The organism is Nonomuraea sp. NPDC049504 (genome assembly GCF_040676845.1).
GTDB classification, from domain to species: Bacteria; Actinomycetota; Actinomycetes; order Streptosporangiales; family Streptosporangiaceae; genus Nonomuraea; species Nonomuraea salmonea.
This window is the reverse complement of record NZ_JBFAPT010000004.1, coordinates 407,807-427,181: the sequence shown is the minus strand read 5'-3', so window position 1 is coordinate 427,181 and position 19,375 is coordinate 407,807. Positions and strand designations below refer to the sequence as shown.

At 72.1% G+C, this 19,375-nt stretch carries 16 protein-coding genes; 10 read left to right on the top strand and 6 right to left on the bottom strand.

Annotated features, from left to right (window positions below; genetic code table 11):
• The first annotated feature begins 53 nt into the window (after window positions 1-53).
• The 3 genes from AB0K28_RS10970 to AB0K28_RS10960 are packed head-to-tail and all read left to right on the top strand — an operon-like array spanning window position 54 to window position 4,559.
• The gene (locus AB0K28_RS10970) at window positions 54-1,241 is read left to right on the top strand and encodes an MFS transporter (RefSeq protein ID WP_364367862.1); all 1,188 of its coding nucleotides are present in this window, start codon (window positions 54-56) and stop codon (window positions 1,239-1,241) included.
• Window positions 1,238-3,238, top strand: coding sequence for a molybdopterin oxidoreductase family protein (locus AB0K28_RS10965; RefSeq protein ID WP_364367859.1), 2,001 nt, complete (start codon window positions 1,238-1,240; stop codon window positions 3,236-3,238). Before AB0K28_RS10970 ends, AB0K28_RS10965 begins: the two co-directional genes overlap by 4 nt.
• Window positions 3,186-4,559 carry an FAD-dependent oxidoreductase gene (locus AB0K28_RS10960; protein ID WP_364367856.1) on the top strand — a complete coding sequence of 458 codons (1,374 nt, stop codon included), beginning with the start codon at window positions 3,186-3,188 and terminating at the stop codon, window positions 4,557-4,559. Before AB0K28_RS10965 ends, AB0K28_RS10960 begins: the two co-directional genes overlap by 53 nt.
• A gap of 68 nt (window positions 4,560-4,627) precedes the next feature.
• On the opposite strand, the gene AB0K28_RS10955 is transcribed toward AB0K28_RS10960, so the two are convergent.
• From AB0K28_RS10955 to AB0K28_RS10930, 6 genes are all read right to left on the bottom strand, one after another.
• Window positions 4,628-5,452 (bottom strand): class I SAM-dependent methyltransferase, encoded by an 825-nt coding sequence (locus AB0K28_RS10955; protein ID WP_364367853.1) that lies wholly within the window; start codon window positions 5,450-5,452, stop codon window positions 4,628-4,630.
• A gap of 1 nt (window position 5,453) precedes the next feature.
• Window positions 5,454-6,089 (bottom strand): DUF2461 family protein, encoded by a 636-nt coding sequence (locus AB0K28_RS10950; protein WP_364367850.1) that lies wholly within the window; start codon window positions 6,087-6,089, stop codon window positions 5,454-5,456.
• A gap of 22 nt (window positions 6,090-6,111) precedes the next feature.
• Window positions 6,112-6,306 (bottom strand): MbtH family NRPS accessory protein, encoded by a 195-nt coding sequence (locus AB0K28_RS10945; protein WP_345392643.1) that lies wholly within the window; start codon window positions 6,304-6,306, stop codon window positions 6,112-6,114.
• Between the two features lie 91 nt (window positions 6,307-6,397).
• Window positions 6,398-8,233 (bottom strand): asparagine synthase (glutamine-hydrolyzing), encoded by a 1,836-nt coding sequence (gene asnB, locus AB0K28_RS10940; RefSeq protein ID WP_364367847.1) that lies wholly within the window; start codon window positions 8,231-8,233, stop codon window positions 6,398-6,400.
• 3 nt (window positions 8,234-8,236) lie between these two features.
• Window positions 8,237-9,325: an LLM class flavin-dependent oxidoreductase gene (locus AB0K28_RS10935; RefSeq protein ID WP_364367844.1), complete on the bottom strand. Its 1,089-nt coding sequence runs from the start codon at window positions 9,323-9,325 to the stop codon at window positions 8,237-8,239.
• A 14-nt stretch (window positions 9,326-9,339) separates the two neighbouring features.
• The gene (locus AB0K28_RS10930) at window positions 9,340-10,764 is read right to left on the bottom strand and encodes an MFS transporter (protein ID WP_364367841.1); all 1,425 of its coding nucleotides are present in this window, start codon (window positions 10,762-10,764) and stop codon (window positions 9,340-9,342) included.
• 98 nt (window positions 10,765-10,862) lie between these two features.
• Here AB0K28_RS10930 and AB0K28_RS10925 point away from each other — a divergent pair, with 98 nt between their 5' ends.
• From AB0K28_RS10925 to AB0K28_RS10895, 7 genes are read left to right on the top strand one after another with little or no spacing between them, the layout of a single operon-like run.
• A complete protein-coding gene (locus tag AB0K28_RS10925; RefSeq protein ID WP_364367838.1) occupies window positions 10,863-12,095 on the top strand; it encodes a cytochrome P450 in 1,233 nt (410 codons plus the stop codon).
• A 2-nt stretch (window positions 12,096-12,097) separates the two neighbouring features.
• Window positions 12,098-13,576: an aldehyde dehydrogenase family protein gene (locus AB0K28_RS10920; protein ID WP_364367835.1), complete on the top strand. Its 1,479-nt coding sequence runs from the start codon at window positions 12,098-12,100 to the stop codon at window positions 13,574-13,576.
• Between the two features lie 24 nt (window positions 13,577-13,600).
• Entirely contained in the window at window positions 13,601-15,199 is a 1,599-nt protein-coding gene (locus AB0K28_RS10915) for a tryptophan halogenase family protein (RefSeq protein ID WP_345392625.1), read from the top strand.
• A complete protein-coding gene (locus AB0K28_RS10910) occupies window positions 15,199-15,753 on the top strand; it encodes a flavin reductase family protein (protein ID WP_364367832.1) in 555 nt (184 codons plus the stop codon). Before AB0K28_RS10915 ends, AB0K28_RS10910 begins: the two co-directional genes overlap by 1 nt.
• Window positions 15,750-17,456, top strand: coding sequence for a non-ribosomal peptide synthetase (locus tag AB0K28_RS10905; protein WP_364367829.1), 1,707 nt, complete (start codon window positions 15,750-15,752; stop codon window positions 17,454-17,456). The genes AB0K28_RS10910 and AB0K28_RS10905 overlap by 4 nt, the downstream gene beginning before the upstream one ends.
• On the top strand, window positions 17,453-18,184 hold the full coding sequence (locus AB0K28_RS10900; RefSeq protein WP_345392616.1) for an alpha/beta fold hydrolase: 732 nt from the start codon (window positions 17,453-17,455) through the stop codon (window positions 18,182-18,184). Before AB0K28_RS10905 ends, AB0K28_RS10900 begins: the two co-directional genes overlap by 4 nt.
• 2 nt (window positions 18,185-18,186) lie before the next feature.
• Window positions 18,187-19,374, top strand: a complete 1,188-nt coding sequence (locus tag AB0K28_RS10895) for a cytochrome P450 (protein ID WP_345392613.1) — start codon at window positions 18,187-18,189, stop codon at window positions 19,372-19,374.
• The last annotated feature ends 1 nt before the right edge of the window (window position 19,375 follow it).

Genomic DNA, 19,375 nt, shown 5'->3' with positions numbered 1-19,375 from the left:
GGCGGGCGGTGGGCCGGAAAGTCGCCTGGCGCAATCTCGTGCTGTCGATAGTCGTGGAACATCTGGGATTCGCCGTGTGGACGGTCTGGAGTGTGGTCACTCTGGAGCTCGGCGGCCGCGATCTCTCGGTGAACCAGCTGTTCTGGCTGGTGGCGTTGCCCAATCTGGTGGGCGCCGTGCTGCGGATCCCCTACACGTTCCTGCCCGCGCGGATGGGCGGCGCGAACTTCACCGTCCTGAGCGCGTTGCTGCTGCTGGTGCCCGCCCTGCTGCTCGCGGTGGCGGTACGCGACCCCGGGACGCCGTACTGGATGTTCGTGGTGATCGCGGCGACGGCCGGGCTCGGCGGCGGGAACTTCGCCTCCAGCATGGCCAACATCACGAACTTCTTCCCCGCCGGCAAGCAGGGCGTCGCCCTGGGACTCAACGCGGCGGGAGGCAACATCGGGGTCAGCTCCGTCCAGGTGCTCATCCCCGCGGTGGTCGCCGCCTACGGGGTGGCCGCGGCCGGGTGGGTCTGGGTGCCGCTGCTGCTGGTCGCGGCGTTCGCCGCCTGGTGGGGGATGGACAACCTGGCCTCGGCCAGGGCGAGCGTGCGCGAGCAGTTCCGGGTGGTGCGCCACCCGCAGATGTGGATCATGTCGTTCCTCTACATCGGCACGTTCGGCTCGTTCATGGGCTACGCGACCGCCTTCCCGCTGCTGATGAGCAACGAGTTCCCGTACGTCGCCGTCGGCGCGCCGGCCTTCGCGGGCCCGCTGGCCGGGTCGCTGGCCAGGCCGCTCGGCGGCTGGCTGTCCGACCGGTACGGCGGCGCGAAGGTGACCTTCTGGACCTTCGCCGTCATGGGCGCCGGCGCGCTGGCGGTGTGGGCCGCGCTCGCCTCCGGCGCGTTCCTGGCGTTCTTCGCGGCGTTCATGCTGCTGTTCGTCGCGTCGGGAGCGGGCAACGGCTCCACGTACCGGATGATCCCGGCCATCTTCACCGCGGTCGAAGGCAGCGTGGAGGGCGGCAGGCGGGCGACCTCATCAGCGCTCGGCCTGGTGTCGGCCGTCGGCGCGCTGGGCGGCTTCTTCATCAACCGGGCGTTCGGCGAGTCGTACGCGGCCTTCGGCGGCGCGGGCGCGGCGCTGGCCGCGTTCGTGCTGTTCTACCTCGCCTGCTGCGGGGTGACGTGGTGGTGCTACCTGCGCACGGTGCTGCTGTGGTGGCGGCCCAGCCTGGCCGAGGCGCGGGTATGACGAGGACGCACTGCCCCTATTGCGCCCTCCAGTGCGGCATGGACGTCTCGGCCGGCGGGCTGATCTCGGCCGAGAGCCTGTGCCAGAAGGGCTGGACGGCGGCCGAGGTCCTGCGCGCGCCCGACCGGCTGACCACGCCCCTGGTGGGCGGCCGGGCGGCGACGTGGGACGAGGCGCTCGATCTGGCCGTCACGCGCATCCGGGAGATCCAGGACGCCCACGGGCCTGACGGCGTGGCCGTGTTCGGCGGGGGCGGGCTGACCAACGAGAAGGCGTACCTGCTGGGCAAGTTCGCCCGGGTCGCGCTGCGTACCAGCCAGATCGACTACAACGGGCGCTTCTGCATGTCGTCGGCGGCCGTCGCGGTGCGGCGCGCCTTCGGCGCCGATCGCGGCCTGCCGTTCCCCGCCGACGACCTCGCGCGGGCGGAGACGGTGCTGCTGGCCGGGGCCAACCCGGCCGAGACCATGCCGCCCCTCGTCCGCCGGCTGCGCGGTGCGAAGCGGCTGATCGTGGTGGATCCGCGGGCGACGGCCACCGCCCGGCTCGCGGACGTGCACCTGCAGCTCACCCCCGGCACGGATCTCGCGCTGGCGCTGGGGCTGCTGCACATCGCGGTCGCCGACGACCTCATCGACGCCGGCTACATCGCCGACCGGACCCGCGGATTCGCCGCGGCGGTCGCGGAGTCCAACGCGTACTGGCCCGAGCGGGCCGAGCGCATCACCGGGGTGCCGGTGCGGCTGCTGCGCGAGTCGGTACGCGCGCTCGCGCGGCGGCCCGCCGTCGTGCTCACCGCGCGCGGCTCGGAGCAGCACGCCAAGGGCGTGGACACGGTGACGGCCTTCGTCAACCTGGCGCTCGCACTCGGGTTGCCCGGCCGTCCCGGCTCCGGCTTCGGCACGCTCACCGGGCAGGGCAACGGCCAGGGCGGGCGCGAGCACGGGCAGAAGGCCGACCAGCTGCCCGGCTGCCGCGACATCCGCGACCCCGAGGCCCGCGCGCACGTCGCCCGCGTCTGGGGAGTGCGCCCCGAGGACCTGCCGGGACCCGGGCGGTCGGCGTACGAGCTTCTCCAGTCGCTGGGCACCGAGGACGGGCCGCGGGCGCTGCTGGTGTTCGGCTCCAACCCGGCGGTCTCCGCGCCGGAGACGGCCCGCGTACGGGAACGGCTGCGCGCCCTCGACTTCCTGCTGGTGTGCGACGTCGTCCCGTCCGAGACCGCCCGCATGGCCGACGTGGTGCTGCCCGTCACCCAATGGGCGGAGGAGGACGGCACCATGACGACCCTGGAGGGCAGGGTCGTCCGCCGCCGCCGGGCGACCGTACCGCCGCCGGACGTGCGCTCGGACCTGGAGGTCATGCACGAGCTCGCGCGGCGGCTGGACGCCCCTGGCGACTTCACCCCCGACCCCCGGCGCGTCTTCGCCGAGCTCCGGCGGGCCAGTGCCGGCGGCCCCGTCGACTACACGCCCATCGACTACGACACCGGCGGCTTCTGGGGCGGGCCCCGGTTGTTCCTCGACCGCTTCGCCACGGAGGACGGCAGGGCGCGCTTCGTGCCCGTCGGGTTCCGCCCGCCCGCCGAGGACGTCTGCGCCGACTACCCGGTCTACCTGACCACCGGACGGGTGCTGCAGCACTACCAGAGCGGCGCGCAGACCCGCCGGGTCCGTGACCTCGACCGTGCCGTCCCAGGGCCGTTCGTCGAGCTGCACCCCGAGCTGGCGGCCCGGCTGTCCGTGGCGCAGGGCGACGCCGTCCGCGTGAGCAGCAGGCGGGGCAGCGTCGTCGTGCCCGCCAGGATCAGCGCCGGCGTCCGTCGCGACACGGTGTTCATGCCCTTCCACTGGCCGGGAGCCAATTTCCTGACGAATCCGGCTTTGGATCCCCTGTCGCGCATGCCGGAGCTGAAGGTGTGCGCCGTACGCGTGGAGGCCGTCCGTGAGAGTGGTAGTGATAGGCGGCGGCATGGCCGGCGCCCGGCTGGTCAGTGACGCACGGCTGCGGGGCGCGGACATCACCCTGTTCGGGGCGGAGCCGCGCCTGCCGTACAACAGGGTGCTGCTGTCCGGCGTGCTCGCCGGCGCCACCCGCGCGAGCCAGCTCGCGACTCCGCTGCCCGGCGACGTCGAGGTGCGCGCGGGCGTGCGGGTCACCGCGATCGACCGGGCGGCGCGGCAGGTCGTCGCCGAGGACGGCGGCCGCACCCCTTACGACGTCTGCGTCCTCGCCACCGGCAGCGAGCCGCTCGTGCCGCCCGTGCCCGGCATCGAACGCGCCCTGCCGTTCCGCACGCTGGACGACTGCGACCGTATCGTCGCCGGCGCCCGCACCGCGCGCCACGCCGTGGTGATCGGCGGCGGCCTGCTCGGCATCGAGGCGGCACGCGCGCTCGCGGTACGCGGCGTCGGGGTGACCGTCGTGCACCTCGCGGGCCACCTCATGGAACGCCAGCTCGACGCCCACGGAGGCGACATCCTCGCGACGACGCTGGCCGGCCTCGGCATCACCGTCCGCGTCGGCGTCAGCGTCGCGGCGGTCGAGCCCGAGGGGGTGGTGCTCAGCGACGGCACGCCGATCGCGGCCGACCTGGTGGTCGCCTCCTGCGGGGTGCGTCCCGTCACGTCGCTCGCCCGCGAGTCGGGCCTGGCCGTCGAGCGTGGCGTCGTGGTGGACGACCTGCTGCGCACCGAGGACCCGCACGTGTACGCCATCGGCGAGTGCGCCCAGCACCGCGGCGTCGTCTACGGCCTGGTCGGGCCCTGCTGGGAGCAGGCAGCCGTGCTCGCCGCGCACCTCGCGGGCGAGCCGGACCGTTATCGCGGGTCGCGGCTGGTCACCAGGCTCAAGGCGCCCGGCCTGGAGGTGGCCTCGCTGGGCGACGTGCACGCGGACGGCGAGACCGTCACCTTCAGCCATCCCGCCGCCGGGGTCTACAGGAAGCTGGTCATCCGTGACGACCGGCTCGCCGGCGCGATCCTGCTGGGCCGCGGCGACGCGGCGGGCACGCTCACTCAGCTGTACGACCGGCAGGCCCCCCTGCCCGCCGGGCCGGAGAGCCTGCTCTTCCCCGAGCTGGCCGCTCGCGAACCGGCGCACGATCCGGCCCGGCTGCCGGGCGCCGCGACGGTCTGCCACTGCAACGCCGTCTCCAAGGAACGGATCAGGACCGCGTGGCTGGCGGGCGCCGACACGGCGGCGGCCATCGGCAGGGAGACCCACGCGGGGACCGGTTGCGGCACCTGCCTGCCCGCCATCGAGGCCCTGCTCGGCTCCTTCGGAGCCCCGCTCACCCCCATCGCCGAGGCCGGCTGACATCACGGGGAACCGGCAGGCACGACGAGAGGCCGGCCGCGACGTGCGGCCGGCCTCTCCTACTCGCCTCAGGGCTGCTTGACCAGGATGGCCTCCAGGTACTCGACGGGCGCGATCAGCGCGCCGTCGGTGGCCCTGTTCCACGGAGCCCACATCTCGATCAGGTCCCGCTCCAGCGCCGCCGCCTGACGTGGCGGCAGCACGGAGAAGACCATGCTGGTGGGCCCGAAGTTGGTCTTGAAGTGCTCCAGCCAGTGCTCGGGGGAGCGGTAGCGGAAGACGAAGTCCCTGCGGGCCGTCCTGATGCCGGCGATCCCGTCGCCGAACAGCTCGCGCAGCCGGTCGGGGTCGCCCCAGCCGGTGGGCTGCGGCGTGCCGGGGGTGGGCGGGATGTAGCGGGACATGATCTCGAACAGGCCACCCAGGGACCCGGTGGCCGTCCAGGACGCCAGGCCGATCCGGCCGCCGGGACGGCAGACCCGCAGCAGCTCGGCCGCGGTGCGCTTCTGGTCGGGCGCGAACATGGCGCCGAAGGCGGAGACGACGACGTCGAAGTCCCCGTCGGGCAGCGGGATGTTCTCGACGTCGGCCTCGATGAGCCGCGCGGACACCCGCTCAGCCTCCATCCGCCGCCGCGCGTCCTCCAGCATCGAGGCGGAGAAGTCCAGCCCGGTGACGTCGGCGAAGCGCCGCGCGCAGGCGATGGTGGCGTTGCCGCTGCCGCAGGCGGCGTCGAGCACGCGCTCGCCCGGCCGTACGTCGAGGTGCTCGATCAACAGCTCGCTGGCGATCGTGGTGGTGCCGGCGACGGAGGTGTAGTCACCCGCCGACCACGCGGAACGCTGATAGTGCTTGAGCGACGATGAACGGACCGTCGCAGGGGAGATGGGCACGTCAATCCTCCAAAGGCGAATAGCGGCGCAGCCAGCCGCTCAACGGAGCCGCACGCTCCCACGCCCCGGTGATCAGCTCGGTGACCCCGGGGTCGTCCAGCCAGAGCGACGCCGGCCGGCGCAGGGTGGCCGCGAGACCGGTGCGGCGCAGCAGGGCGATGTGGGGATGGTCCCGCGGGTAGCCGCGAGGAGCCGTCTTCAGCGTCTCTCCCGGCACGGTGAAGCCGTCGGCCTCCAGGTCCGCGATGATGTCCAGGAGCCGCGCGCCCGCGGGGCCGGCCGCCGCCGCGCGAAAGCGGCTCAGCCAGGCCCCGCGGGCGCGGACGACCCCCACGGACGCGATCAGCTCGTGCGCGGACACCGACAGGTAGTGGTGCGTCCCGTCTCCCGCGAACTGCACGCCGAGATGGGTGTGGTACGGCTGCCGGCCGTCCGCGAACCGGGCGTCCTTGCGGAGCCGGAAGATGTGCGCCTTACCGTACGTGGGTTCGAGTGCGGCGGCGAGCGCCTCGGCAGGCTCCAAGACCGCTCGCCGGTAGAGGTCGCGGTGGGCGTCCAGGTAACTTCGCGAATTGTCTTTTTGCAGGCCGGTGAAGAAAGTGACGAGTTCGCTGCTCCAGCCGGTGAACGCGGTCACCTGGATCCCCCTTTCTTTCAGGTCAGGCGTCCGCCGACGCGGTGCGCAGGCTCAGCGGGCGCATATCGGTCCACAATTCCTGGATGCGGGAAAGGCAGAACTCTTTCGTGCCCTCCACGCCGACGGGCTCCCAGCCGCCCGGAATATCCTGACCGGCCGGCCAGATGGAGTACTGCTCCTCGTGGTTGCGCACGACTGCAAATGAATTCTCGGGCATGCGGAACTCCTTAAGTAAGGGGAGCGGTGTTCGCATGATGCCATTCTGCGAAGCCGCCCGTCATCGATGTGTCCTGCCGGCGGTACGCCCGTCAGGGAAGCCGCACGTCAGGGCGGTAGATGTCCAGCCACAGCATGACGTCGAGCACGCGCTCCATGCCGAGCCTGGCGAGCTTGTCGACCGCGGAAGGCTCCTGCCGGATGGCCGCCTCCAGCCGGCCCCGGTCGGCCAGGGCGAACACCGGGTGTCCCGGCTGCCTGAGCAGCTCCCTGGTCTGCTCCTGCAGCGCTTTGACGTACGAGGTGTCCTGGGTGGAGGGGTAGGCGCTCTTCACCCGCTCCGCCACGACCGCGGGGAGCCGGTCGCGGACGGCGCTGCGCAGCAGGCTCTTCTCCCTGCCGTCGTGGTTCTTCATGGCCCATGGGGCGTTGTAGACGTACTCGACCAGCCGGTGGTCGCAGAACGGCACCCGGACCTCCAGCCCCACCGCCATGCTCAGCCGGTCCTTGCGCTCCAGCAGGAAGCGCACGAACCGGGTCAGGTGCAGGTGGCTCATGAGCCGCATGCGGAACTCCAGGTCGCTCTCGCCGTCCAGCCGCTCCACCTCGCGTACGGCGTCGGCGTAGCGGTCGCGCCGGTATCCGTCCAGGTCGAGCGCGGCGCGTACGTCCGGCTTCAGCCAGAGCGCGTCCTTGTCGAGAGGCCCCGCGTTGACCGCGATCCACGGGAACTCGTCGGCCCACCGGATCCGGTCGTCGTGGAACTGCCGGTAGCCGCCGAAGACCTCGTCGGCCGCCTCTCCCGACAGGGCGACGGTCGAGCGCTCGCCGATCGCCTTGAACAGCAGGTAGAGGGAGAAGTCCATCTCGCCGAAGCCCACGGGCAGGTCGCGGGCCTCCAGCGCCTTGCGGCGCACCTGCGGGTCGGCCAGTGCGGCGTGGTCGAGCACGATGTCGCGGTGGTCGGCGCCGACGTGCTCGGCCACGGCGTGCACGAACGGCGCGTCGGGGGTGCCGCGCAGGTCGTCGGGCAGAAAGCCGTCCGACTGGCCGACGAAGTCCACGGAGAACGTGGGCACGGCCTCGGCTCCGAGATGCGCGGCGGCCAGCACGGTCAGCGCGCTGGAGTCGAGGCCGCCGGACAGCAGCACGCAGCGGGGCACGTCGGCGACGAGCTGCCGGCGCACGGTGTCGCCGAGCAGGTCGCCCACCTGGGCGATCGTGGTCTCCAGGTCGTCGGTGTGCGCCCGCGTCGCGAGCCGCCAGTACGTACGCTCCCGCACGCCGGAGGCGTCCACGGTGACCACGGTCGCCGGCTCGACCTGCCGCATGCCGTGCCAGATCGCGTGCCTGGGCGTCATGACGAAGGACAGCCACTCGCGCAGCCCCTCGGCGTCGACCACGCGCTCGGCGGCCGGGTGCGCCAGGATCGCCTTCGGCTCGGACCCGAACAGCAGGCCGTCCCTGGTGGGGGCGATGTAGAGCGGTTTGACGCCGAGCCTGTCGCGGATCAGCACCAGCTTCTCCACGCGGTCGTCCCAGATGGCCAGGGCGAACATGCCGTTCAGCCGTTCGGCCACCTGCTCGCCCCAGCGCAGGTAGCCGCGCAGGACGACCTCGGTGTCGCTGGAGGTGGTGAACCGCTCGCCGAGCCGTTCCAGCTCGCCGCGCAGCTCGGTGAAGTTGTAGACCTCGCCGCTGAAGACCAGGCACACCTCGCCACCGGGCACGGAGGCGGTCATCGGCTGGACGCCGCCCTCCAGGTCGATGACGGCCAGGCGGCGGTGCCCCAGAGCGGCGTGCGGGGCCGTCCACAGCCCTTCCGCGTCGGGCCCGCGGCAGGTCATCGTGCGGGTCATCGCCTCGAGCGTCGGCCGCTCATGGCGCAGGTCGCGGTCGAAGGCGACCCATCCGGTGATTCCACACATGCGTTACCTCCCCAGCTCCTGCGGCCACACCGCAGGCAGCACCTTGTCGACCAGCAGCCGGGACGCCTCGGCGATGTCGGGGCCCAGCGGCGAGCCGATGTAGAAGTCGTCGAAGCCGATGGAGTGGATGAGCCCCGCCAGGGTCTCCAGGCGTGCGGCGCACGCCTCGGGCGTCCCCGACACGATGAGCCCGTCCAGCAGGTCGTCGGAGACGTACTGGGCGGCCTCGGGCAGCGGTCTGCCGCCGCGCAGGGCCGCGCGCACCATGGCCGCCGACTCCATGTCGAACCCGGCCCGTTCCAGGTCGGGCCAGAGGACCGGGTTGCCGGCCACGATGGCCGCCTGCCTGCGGCCGAACTCCCTGGCCGCGGCGCCGTCGTTCGAGACGCAGCAGTTGAGGCCGTAGAGCAGGCGGAACGGCCGGCCGGCCGCCGCGCGCCGCCGTGCCAGCGCCACCACGTCGCGCACGGTCTCGTGGTCGCCGGCCTCCAGGGCCGCGTACGACACCGCCGGGTAGGTGCTCGTGCAGATCAGCCCGTCGGCGAGGTCCTCCGCCAGTGCCCTGCTCTTGGGCCCGCCGATGGCCATCAGGATCGGGATGTCCCTGGTCAGCGGGAACGACAGCCGCGCGATGGCGTCGTCGCGCCAGCCCAGCCGCTCGCTCAATGACGGGTAGTCGCGCAGCAGCACGATCTCGCCCGCCCACAGCCGCCTGATCAGCCCGATGCTCTCCCGCAGCAGGGTGAGCACGGAACGTCTGGTGAACATGCTGGTCACCAGCGAGCCGCCCGTCCCCACGCCCATCTGCACCGCGTAGCCGGGCGCCACCAGTTCGGCGATCGTGGCCATCGCGGCGGCGATGTCGATGGGGTTGCGCGACAACGGGATGGTCACGCCGCTGGCCACGCCCACGTGCCGGCCGGCGGCGATCGCCGACATCAGCACGTGGGAGTTGCGCGCCAGCATCTGGTCGGGCACCCAGATGGTGCTGAACCCGCTGCTCAGCACCGAGCTGGCGGCCAGGATCTCGTCGGCGGGAACCCACGGAGCGATCTGGACCCCCGAAGGCCGGGTCCCGGAAAGTGTTGTCATGATCGTCCTCTCGGTCAGGTGAGCCCGCGTCTCGGTTCCGAGGTGCGGGAGAGTGTGGCCACGCTCACCACGCCGGCCAGCACCAGGCCGGCCGCCACGTAGACGGGCAGCTGCGCGGGGCCGCCGCTGAGAGCGTTGACCACCGGAGGCACCAGCCCCGCCAGGGCGAACCCGCCGTTGATCGACAGGGCCGTCCCCGAGGCGCGGATCGCGGTGGGGAAGCGCTCGTTCAGGAAGATGGGCAGCGGCCCGAACGCGGCGATGGTCAGCCCCGACAGCAGCAGCGCGGGCAGCGCCACCAGGAGGGGCGAGCCCACGCCGGCCAGCCACAGGTACAGGCAGGGCAGCGCCACCATGTTGAGCGCCGAGGCGCAGAGCAGCACGCGGCGCCTGCCGTACCGCTCGCTGAGATGGCCGCTGAGCGGCGCGAAGGCGAAGGCCGCGAGGTTGACCCAGACCAGGACCACGCTCACGGTCGCCACGCTCAGCCCGTTGACCACCTGCAGGAAGCTGGGCAGCAGCCCCAGCGTGAGCAGGAAGAACGTGGCGACGCCGAAGACCACGGCGATGTTGGCCGCCAGCACCTTCCTGTGCGGCCCACGGGAGAGCAGCGGGGTCAGCGGGTTCTCCGCGCCGTCCTCCTTGGCGCGCCAGAGCGGCGACTCGTCGACGTACTTCACCACGAGCACGCTGACCAGCACGGGCAGGCCGCCGGCCAGGAACATCACCCGCCAGCCCCACTCGTCGAACGCCTCGCCGGGAAAGATCCTGGTCGTGGTGAACAGGGCCAGCGCGGCCAGCAGGCTGCCGATCGCGGTGCCGCCGCCGCCGACCACCCCGGAGACCAGGCCGCGCCAGCGCGCCGGCACCGACTCCGTGGCCAGGGTGAGCGTGGAGGCGAAGACGCCGCCGACGAACAGGCCCTGAGCCAGGCGCAGGACCAGGAGCAGCAGGGGAGCGGCGAGACCGATGGCCTGGGCGCCGGGCAGCAGGCCCATGGCGGCGGTCACGCCGCCCACGCCGAGCAGCGCCACGACCATGGCCCGCTTGCGGCCGTGCCGGTCGCCGATGACGCCCATCAGCGCCGCGCCGACGGGCCGCATGATCAGCGTCGCGGCCAGCGCGACATAGCTGCCGGCCAGCGCCAACGCGGAGTTCTCGAGGGGGAAGAACACCGCCGCGATGGCGGGCGCGACGAATACGATCACATAAAGGTCGTACAGGTCAAGGGCGAATCCGATGACGGAGGAAATCGTCGCCCTGAATCCATGCGCTCGCCTCCCGGTCCCCTCGGCGATGACGGCTTTCTCTGTTTTCACCGGCAATCTCCTTTCGTTCGGGACGTCACCATCGTGCGTGCCTTGTCGGCGGCTTGACAAATGTCGGAAAGCGGCCGACCTTAGTCGAAAGTAAGCGCAGGATTCGCGCCTAATCTCCATGCCCCCCGCTGTTTATTCGCGCTATCGGCATGCCCAAAAGGAAGTGATCCCTGATGACGGTCGGCGCCGACATTAGATCCCAGAAGGTACGGGTTGACATGTTCGGGAAGGAATTCCTGAACGACCCCTATCCCGCGTACGCCAGGCTCCGGGAGGAGGAGCCCGTCCACTGGGACGACCGGCTCAACGGCTGGGTCATCACCCGGCACAGCGACGTGTACGCCGCCCACCTCGACCCCGAGACGTACTCCTCGCACCGTCTCGGCGCGATGGTGTCCAACAGGGTCGGTCCCGGCTCGTCCGACGAGATGAAGAGGTTCATGGACCTCGCGCCGGAGTGGATGCTGTTCCGCGACCCGCCCGACCACACCCGCATCCGCAAGCTCATGAACCGCGAGTTCCGCGGGCGGGACATCCGCGCGCTGCGCCCCGCGATCGAGGAGATCGCCAAGGGCGTCATCGACCGGGCCGCGGAGAAGGGCGAGTTCGACCTGGTCAAGGACTTCTCCTACCAGCTGCCCGGGCGGGTGCTGGCGACCATGTACGGCCTGCCCGCCAGTGAGGGCGTCCGCCTGACCAACTGGTGGTACGAGATCCGGCACATGCAGCGCGTCTTCCTCGGCGCCGACCCCACCACGGTGGCGCCGACCGGCAGCGCGACCGCCGAGGCGTTCAGCGCGATGACGCCGTACCTGACCGAGCTCATCGGCGACCGGCGCAGCCGCCCCAAGGACGACCTGGTCACCCGGGTGATCGCGATGGCCGAGCGGGGCAGGGACGAGGGGCTGCGGCTCAGCGAGCAGGAGATGTTCGCGCACCTGCTGCTGCTGCCGCTGGCCTCCTTCGGCACCACGATGGACCTCATCGGCAACGGGGTCCTCGGCCTGCTGACCCAGCGCGACCAGTGGAACCTGCTGCGGGAGGACCCGGAGCTGATCCCCTCCGCGGTGGAGGAGCTGCTGCGCTACGACGCCTCCGTGCAGCTCACGCACCGCCTCGTGACCCGCGACATCGAGGTGGCCGGGCAGCCGATCGCCGCCGGCGAGCTGGTCTACCTGGTCCGCGGCGCGGCCAACCGCGACCCCGAGCGGTGGCCCGACCCCGACAGGATCGACGTGCGCCGCCACGACGGCGGTCACGTCGGGTTCGGGGTCGGCATCCACCGCTGCCTCGGCGCCGGGCTGGCGCAGGTCGTCACCGGCGCGGCGGTCAAGGTGCTCACCCAGCGCGTGCCCAACCTGTCGTTCGTGCCAGACCGGCCGCACCGGTGGAAGGCGGACACCCCGCAGTTCCGCGGCCTGGCCGAGTTCCCCGTACGCAGGGAGCGGTAGCCATGGGCCGCTCCGCGCAGGTCTTCACCGCACAGTGGATCGACGGCGACTGGCGGCCGTCCGATGCCGTGGACGGCATCGACGTGCTCGACCCCAGCGACGAGAGCCTGCTGGCGGTCGTTCCCGCCGGCACGCTGGACGACGCGCGCAGGGCCGCCCAGGCGGCGCGGGCGGCTCAGCCCCGATGGGCGGCGACCCCGGTCAAGGACCGGATCGCGTTCGTCGAACGGCTCGCCCGCAGGCTCTCCGAGCGGGCCGGTGAGCTGGCCGAGGTCATCGTCTCCGAGGTCGGCGCGCCCGTGACGGTGGCGCGGCAGGCGCAGGTCGGCCTGGCCGTCGCCATGACGGAGTCGTTCGCGGAGCTGGCGTCCGGGTTCGCCTTCGAACGGCGGGCGGGCAACTCGCTCGTGCTGCGCGAGCCCGCAGGGGTGGTCGCGGCCATCACGCCGTGGAACGTCCCGCTGCTGCTCACTCTGCAGAAGGTGGTCCCCGCGCTGCTGGCCGGCTGCGCGGTCGTGCACAAGCCCAGCGAGCTGACCCCGCTCAACGCCTACCTGCTGGCCGAGATCACCGCGGAGTGCGGCCTGCCGCCCGGCGTCTTCAACGTCGTGGTGGGCACGGGTGAGGGCGCGGGCGCCGACCTCGTCCGCAGCCCCGACGTGGACATGGTCTCCCTGACCGGCTCCGTGCGCGCGGGCCGCCAGGTCGCCTCGATGGCGGCCAGGAGGGTCAAGCGCGTCCACCTGGAGCTGGGCGGCAAGAACGCCGGCATCCTGCTGGACGACGCCGACCTGCGGCTCGGGGTGGCCGCCACGGTGGACCAGATGTGCTTCAACACCGGGCAGGCGTGCCTGCAGTGGAGCAGGCTGCTGGTGCCCGCCGACCGGCACGACGAGGCGGCGGAACTGGCCGCCGGCCTGGCCGGCCGCTACCGGGTCGGCGACCCCCGCGACCCCGACACCGACCTCGGGCCGCTCATCAGCGACCAGGCGCGCGAGCGCGTCCGCGGCTACATCGCCTCCGGAGTGGCGGAGGGCGCCACGCTGCTCGCCGGGGGCGAGGAGGCGCCGGAGGGACGCGAGCGCGGCTACTACGTGCGTCCGACCGTGTTCTCCGACGTGCGGGAGACCATGACCATCGCCAAGGAGGAGATCTTCGGCCCGGTGCTGTCGATCATGCCGTACCGGGACGAGGACGAGGCGATCGAGATCGCCAACAACACCCCGTACGGCCTGCACGGAGCCGTCTGGTCGGCCGACATCGCCAGGGCACGGCACGTCGCCACGCGGATGCGGGTCGGCCAGGTCGACATCAACGGCGGGCCGTTCAACATCCTGGCGCCCTTCGGCGGGGTCAAGCAGTCGGGCATCGGCCGCGAATGCGGCGTGGAAGGGCTTGAGGAGTTCTGCGAGACCAAGTCGCTGCAGCTCCCGGTGGACGTGGCGGAGCCCGTCGGGCCCCGGCTGCGCGCACACGCATAGTTCGAGACAGAAGGAGTCACCAACATGTCCCACGACAACCGCGTGCGCAACATCGTCATTCTCGGCGGCGGTACGGCAGGCTGGATGACCGCGTCCTACCTGGGCAAGGCCCTGCAGCGGACGGTGAAGATCACCGTGCTGGAGGCGCCGGCGATCCCCCGCATCGGCGTGGGCGAGGCCACGGTGCCCAACCTGCAGCGGGCCTTCTTCAACTACCTGGGGATCCCTGAAGAGGAGTGGATGCGCGAGTGCAACGCCAGCTTCAAGGTGGCGGTGAAGTTCATCAACTGGCGCACGCCGGGGGAGAGCTCGCCGACGCCGCAGCCGCTCGGCGGGCGCACCGACCAGTTCTTCCACCCCTTCGGCCTGCTCCCGTCCGCCGACCAGATCCCGTTGTCGCACTACTGGGCGGCCAAGCTGCTGAAAGGCGAGACCGACGAGCCGTTCGACTACGCGTGCTTCAAAGAGACCGCGATCATGGACGCCAACCGGGCGCCGCGCCATCTCGACGGCACCCCCGCCACCTACTACGCCTGGCACTTCGACGCCGCCAAGGTCGCGGGCTTCCTGCGGAAGTTCGCGGTGGACAAGCAGGGCGTCGAGCACGTCGAGGACCAGATGACCGAGGTCCTGCGCGACGAGCGCGGCTTCATCACCGCCCTGCGCACCGCCGGCGGGCGGCTCCTTGAGGGCGACCTGTTCATCGACTGCTCCGGTTTCCGCGGCCTGCTCATCAACCAGGCGATGGAGGAGCCGTTCATCGACATGAACGACCACCTGCTCTGTGACAGCGCGGTGGCGACGTCCGTCCCGCACGACGACGCCACGAACGGCGTCGAGCCCTACACCTCCGCCATCGCGATGTCGTCGGGCTGGACCTGGCGGATCCCGATGCTCGGCCGCTTCGGCACCGGCTACGTCTACTCCAGCCAGTTCGCCACCCAGGACCAGGCCACCGAGGAGCTCTGCCGGCTCTGGGGCCTCGACCCCGAGACCGCCCCGCTCAACAAGATCCGCTTCCGGGTGGGCCGCAACCGGCGCGCCTGGGTGCGCAACTGCGTGAGCATCGGGCTGGCGTCGTGCTTCCTCGAGCCCCTGGAGTCCACCGGCATCTACTTCATCTACGCGGCCATCTACCAGCTGGCCAAGCACTTCCCCGACCGCACGTTCGACCCGGTGCTGATCGACAGCTTCAACCGCGAGATCGAGGAGATGTTCGACGACACCAGGGACTTCATCCAGGCCCACTTCTCTCTCTCGCCACGCACGGACACGCCGTTCTGGCGCGCGAACAAGGAGCTGGAGCTGGCCGAGGGCATCAAGCAGAAGATCGCGATGTTCAAAGCGGGCCTGCCGATCAACCTGCCGATCACCGACGAGCGCGGCTACTACGGCAACTTCGAGGCCGAGTTCCGCAACTTCTGGACCAACGGCAGCTACTACTGCATCTTCTCCGGCATGGGCCTGCGGCCGGACAAGCCGCTGCCGTCGCTGACGTACAAGCCGGAGGCCATCGAGGCGGCCGAGCGGCTCTTCGCCGACGTCAAGCACCGCCAGGCGGACCTCGTCTCCTCGCTGCCCAGCAACTACGAGTACCTGCGGCAGCTGCACGGGGACAGCTGATGGGCGCCAAGAAGCTCCCTGTCCTCGACGGGCCCGTCGCGTCGGCCGGCGACCATCGGGCGCTGATGAGCCGCTTCCCCACCGGGGTCGCCGTGGTGACGGCGGTCGACACCGTCGGCCGCCCGCACGGCATGACGTGCTCGTCGGTGACCAGCGTCACCCTGTCGCCGCCGACGATCCTGGTGTGCCTGCGGATCGGCAGCGCCACGCTGCGTGCCGTCCATGAGCGCGGCGCCTTCGCGGTGAACCTGCTGGACGCGGGGGCCCGCGACACGGCGGAGCTGTTCTCGGGGCCGGTGCCCGACCGGTTCTCCCGCGTGCGCTGGATCAGGTCGCAGTACGGGCTGCCGTGGCTGGTGGACGACGCGCTGGCGATGGCCGAGTGCCGGGTGAGCAGGGTGATCCGCGACGGCGACCACGAAGTGCTGTTCGGGCGGCTGCTGCGGGTGGCCGAGCAGCCGGGGACCCCGCTGCTGTACGGCATGCGGTCGTACTCGGCGTGGCGCCCGTCATCGCCGGCCCGCCCGGCGGAGATGAAGGACATGAGCGCATGACGACGAACAACGGTGTGACCGAGATCTTCGCCGCCCTCGACCGCTGGGCTGCCACCCGCCCGTCCGAGACCGCGGTGAGCGCACCCGACGGGACGCTCACGTTCGCCCAGCTCGCCGAGCGCGCGGCGGCCATCGCGGGCACGCTGGCCGCGCAGGGCGCGGGCCCCGGCACCCAGGTGGGGCTCTGCCTCGGCCGCAGCCATCTGTCGCTTCCCGCGCTGCTCGCCGTGTGGTGGACGGGCGCGACTGCCGTGCCGCTGGACGAGCGGCACCCCGCCGACCGGCTCAGCTTCGTGCTGCGCGACTCCGACACCCAGCTGATCGTCGGTGACCGCGTGCCGGCGGGAGCCGTGCCGCAGCGGTGCCGGGTGCTGCCCGCCGCCGCGCTGAACGGGGACGATCCGGCGCCGCGCCGGGGCGACCCGCACCCCTCCGGCGTCGCGTACGTCATCTACACCTCGGGCACGACCGGCTGGCCGAAGGGCGTCGAGGTGTCCTACCGGGGGCTCGGGGCGTTCGTCGCCGCGCTGGGCGGGCTCGGCCTGCCCACGGGCGGCACGGGCGTGAACGCGGTGTCCCCGGCCTTCGACGGCTGGCTGTGGTGCGCGCTGCTGTACCTCAGGTACGGCCAGGGCATGACGATCATCGACACCGACCTGGCCGAGAGCGTCGCGGCGGCGGCGCCGAACGTGGTGTGCATGACGCCGTCGCTGCTGCTGGCCTGCGACGAGGAGGTCGCGGGAGCCGAGGTGCTGGTGGCGGCCGGCGAGCCGCTGCCCGCCGCGCTGGCGGCCCGCTTCACCGGCAGGATGCTCAACGTGTACGGGCCCACGGAGGCGACCATCGCGGCCACCTGCGCCGACACGGCCAGGGGCGACGACGTGACGACGATCGGCCGGCCGCTCCCCGGCTACACCGTCCACATCCTGGACGACGAGCTGCGGCCCGTCCCCCCTGGCACTCAGGGGGAGCTGTTCATCGGCGGTCCCGCCGTGGCGGCCGGCTACCGGCGACGGCCCAGGCTGACCGCCGAGCGGTTCGTCCCCGACCCGTTCTCCGGCGACGGCGGCCGGCTGTACCGCACCGGCGACCTCGCGCTGTGCCGCCCCGACGGCCTGCTGGAGTACCGCGGCCGCTGCGACGAGCAGGTGAAGATCCGCGGCTTCCGGGTGGAGCTCTCGGAGGTGGAACGCGTCGCCCTGGAGATCGACGGCGTCCGCGGCTCCGCCGCGTACCTGCTGGCCGGTCTGGACGCGCTCGGGCTCGCCGTGGTCGTGGACTCCGGCGAGCGCCTGGAGGCGGTCCGTACGGCCTGCGCCGACCGGCTGCCGCCGGCCGTGGTCCCGTCCCAGGTGACGGCGGTCCCCGCACTGCCCACCACGCCCACGGGCAAGGTGGACCGCGCCGCGCTCGCCAGGATGACGGCCGCCACCGCGACCGGTGGGCGGCAGCCTGGCACGCCCGCAGAACGCGTGGTCCGCGAGGTGTGGAACGGCCTGCTGCCGCAGCCGGTGCACGACGTGGACGCCGACTTCTTCGAGCTGGGCGGCCACTCCCTGCTCGCGGCGCGGGCCGTGGCGGCGCTGCGCAGGGCGACGGGCGTCCGGCTCACGGTCGCGCAGCTGCTGGGCAACCCCACGGTGGCGGGCCTCGCCGCCGAGCTGGACCGGCTGGGCTGGGTCGTCACAGAGGAGGTGTCGTGAGCGGGCCTTGGCTGCTGCCGTTCCACGCGGGGCCGCCGGCGCCGGCGACGCTGCTGTGCCTGGCGCCCGCCGGGGCCGGCTGCGGGCAGTACCGTCCGTGGCAGGCCATGGCGGGGCCCGAGGTCTCCGTGGTCGGGGTCCAGCTGCCCGGCAGGGAGACCCGCTGGGCCGAGCCGCCGGCGAGCAGCGTGGACGAGGTGGTCACCGGCGTGCTCGGCGAGCTGACCGCGCTGCTCAAGCCGGACGACCCACTGATCGTCTTCGGCCAGAGCTTCGGCGGCCTGCTGGGCTACGAGATCGTCCGCAGGCTCGCCGACGACTACGGCAGGCGTCCTCGTGCGCTGGTCGTCGCCGGCTGCCGCCCGCCCCACATGTGGGTGGGCGCCGGCCGGGGCCTGGCGGAGGACGACGCCGAGCTGACGAAGCTGCTCGACGTACGGGCCCTGGACGAGGACGACCTCGACGAGGACAGCCGCGAGCTGATGCTCGACGTGCTGCGGCAGGACGCGCGGCTGTCGCTCACCTACACCCATCACGCGGTGGCCCTCCCGGCCACGCTGGAGGCGTGGGGCGGCGAGGACGACGAGACGGTCACGCCCGGCCACCTCGACGGCTGGCGGGCCTATGCGGGAGGCGGGTTCCGCCGGCGGACGTTCCCCGGCGGACACTACTTCTGCCTGGAGCGGGCGGACGACGTGGTCGCCGCGCTCGGGGCGTACTGGAGCTGACCATGCAGGTGAATCTCAAAGACCCCGAGCTGTTCAGCAGGGGCGGGTTCTGGTCGGTGCTGGCCTGGCTGCGGCAGCACGACCCGGTGCACTGGCACGAGGAGGACGACGGCCCCGGGTTCTGGGCGGTGACCCGCTACCACGACGTCGTGGGGGTCTACACCGACCAGAAGTCCTACAGCTCGCGTTACGGGATGCGCCTGGACAGCGACCCCGGCGCGGTGTCGGCCGTCGCCCAGCGCATGCTGATCGTCTCGGACCCGCCCGACCACACCCAGCTCAAGAGCGTGCTGGCCAAGGAGTTCGGCCACGCCGAGGTGCCGCGGCTGCAGGCGCTGGTCGAGCGGGTCGTGCGCGCCGTCGTGCGGGACGCGATCGCCCAGGGCGAGGTCGAGTTCCTGGAGGTGGCCAAGCAGATCCCCAACAACGTGGTGTGCGCGCTGATGGGGATCCCGCGCAGCGAGTGGGAGTGGGTCGGCTCGATCACCACGGAGGCGTTCGAGGGGGACGACGAGGCGGCTCGCGCGGGCGCCCACAGCGAGATCTTCCTCTTCTTCGCCGAACTGCTCGCCGAGCGGCGGCGGAACCCCGGCGACGACTTCGTCAGCCGCATCGCCGCCGAGCGCAGGCTGGTCGGTGAGGGCGAGGAGCGGCCGCTGACCGACGAGGAGATCATCTTCAACTGCAACGGCGTGCTGGCCGGGGCGAACGAGACCACCCGGTACTCGGCCGCCGGCGGCGTGCTCGCCCTCATCGAGCGGCCCGACCAATGGGAGCTGCTGCGTTCCGCGGGGGCCTCCGGCGTGCCCGCCGCCGTGGAGGAGGTGCTGCGCTGGACGGTGCCGGGCGTGCACGCGATGCGCACAGCTGTACGGCCTGCCAAGATCGGCAACGTGCGCATCGCGGTCGGCGACCGGGTGACGCTCTGGAACGTCTCCGCCAACCGGGACGAATCGGTCTTCGAGCACGCCGATCAGTTCCGGGTCGACCGCTCGCCCAACCGGCACATCACGTTCGGCGCCGGCCGTCACCTGTGCCTGGGCGCCCGGCTGGCCCGCCTGGAGCTGAAGGTCTTCTTCGAGGAGCTGATCGGCCAGGTGCGGACGATGGAGCTGACCGGGGAGCCCCGCTACAACGCCTCCAACTTCACCTGGGGCCTGCGCAGCCTGCCGATCCGGCTCGCGTCCTGAC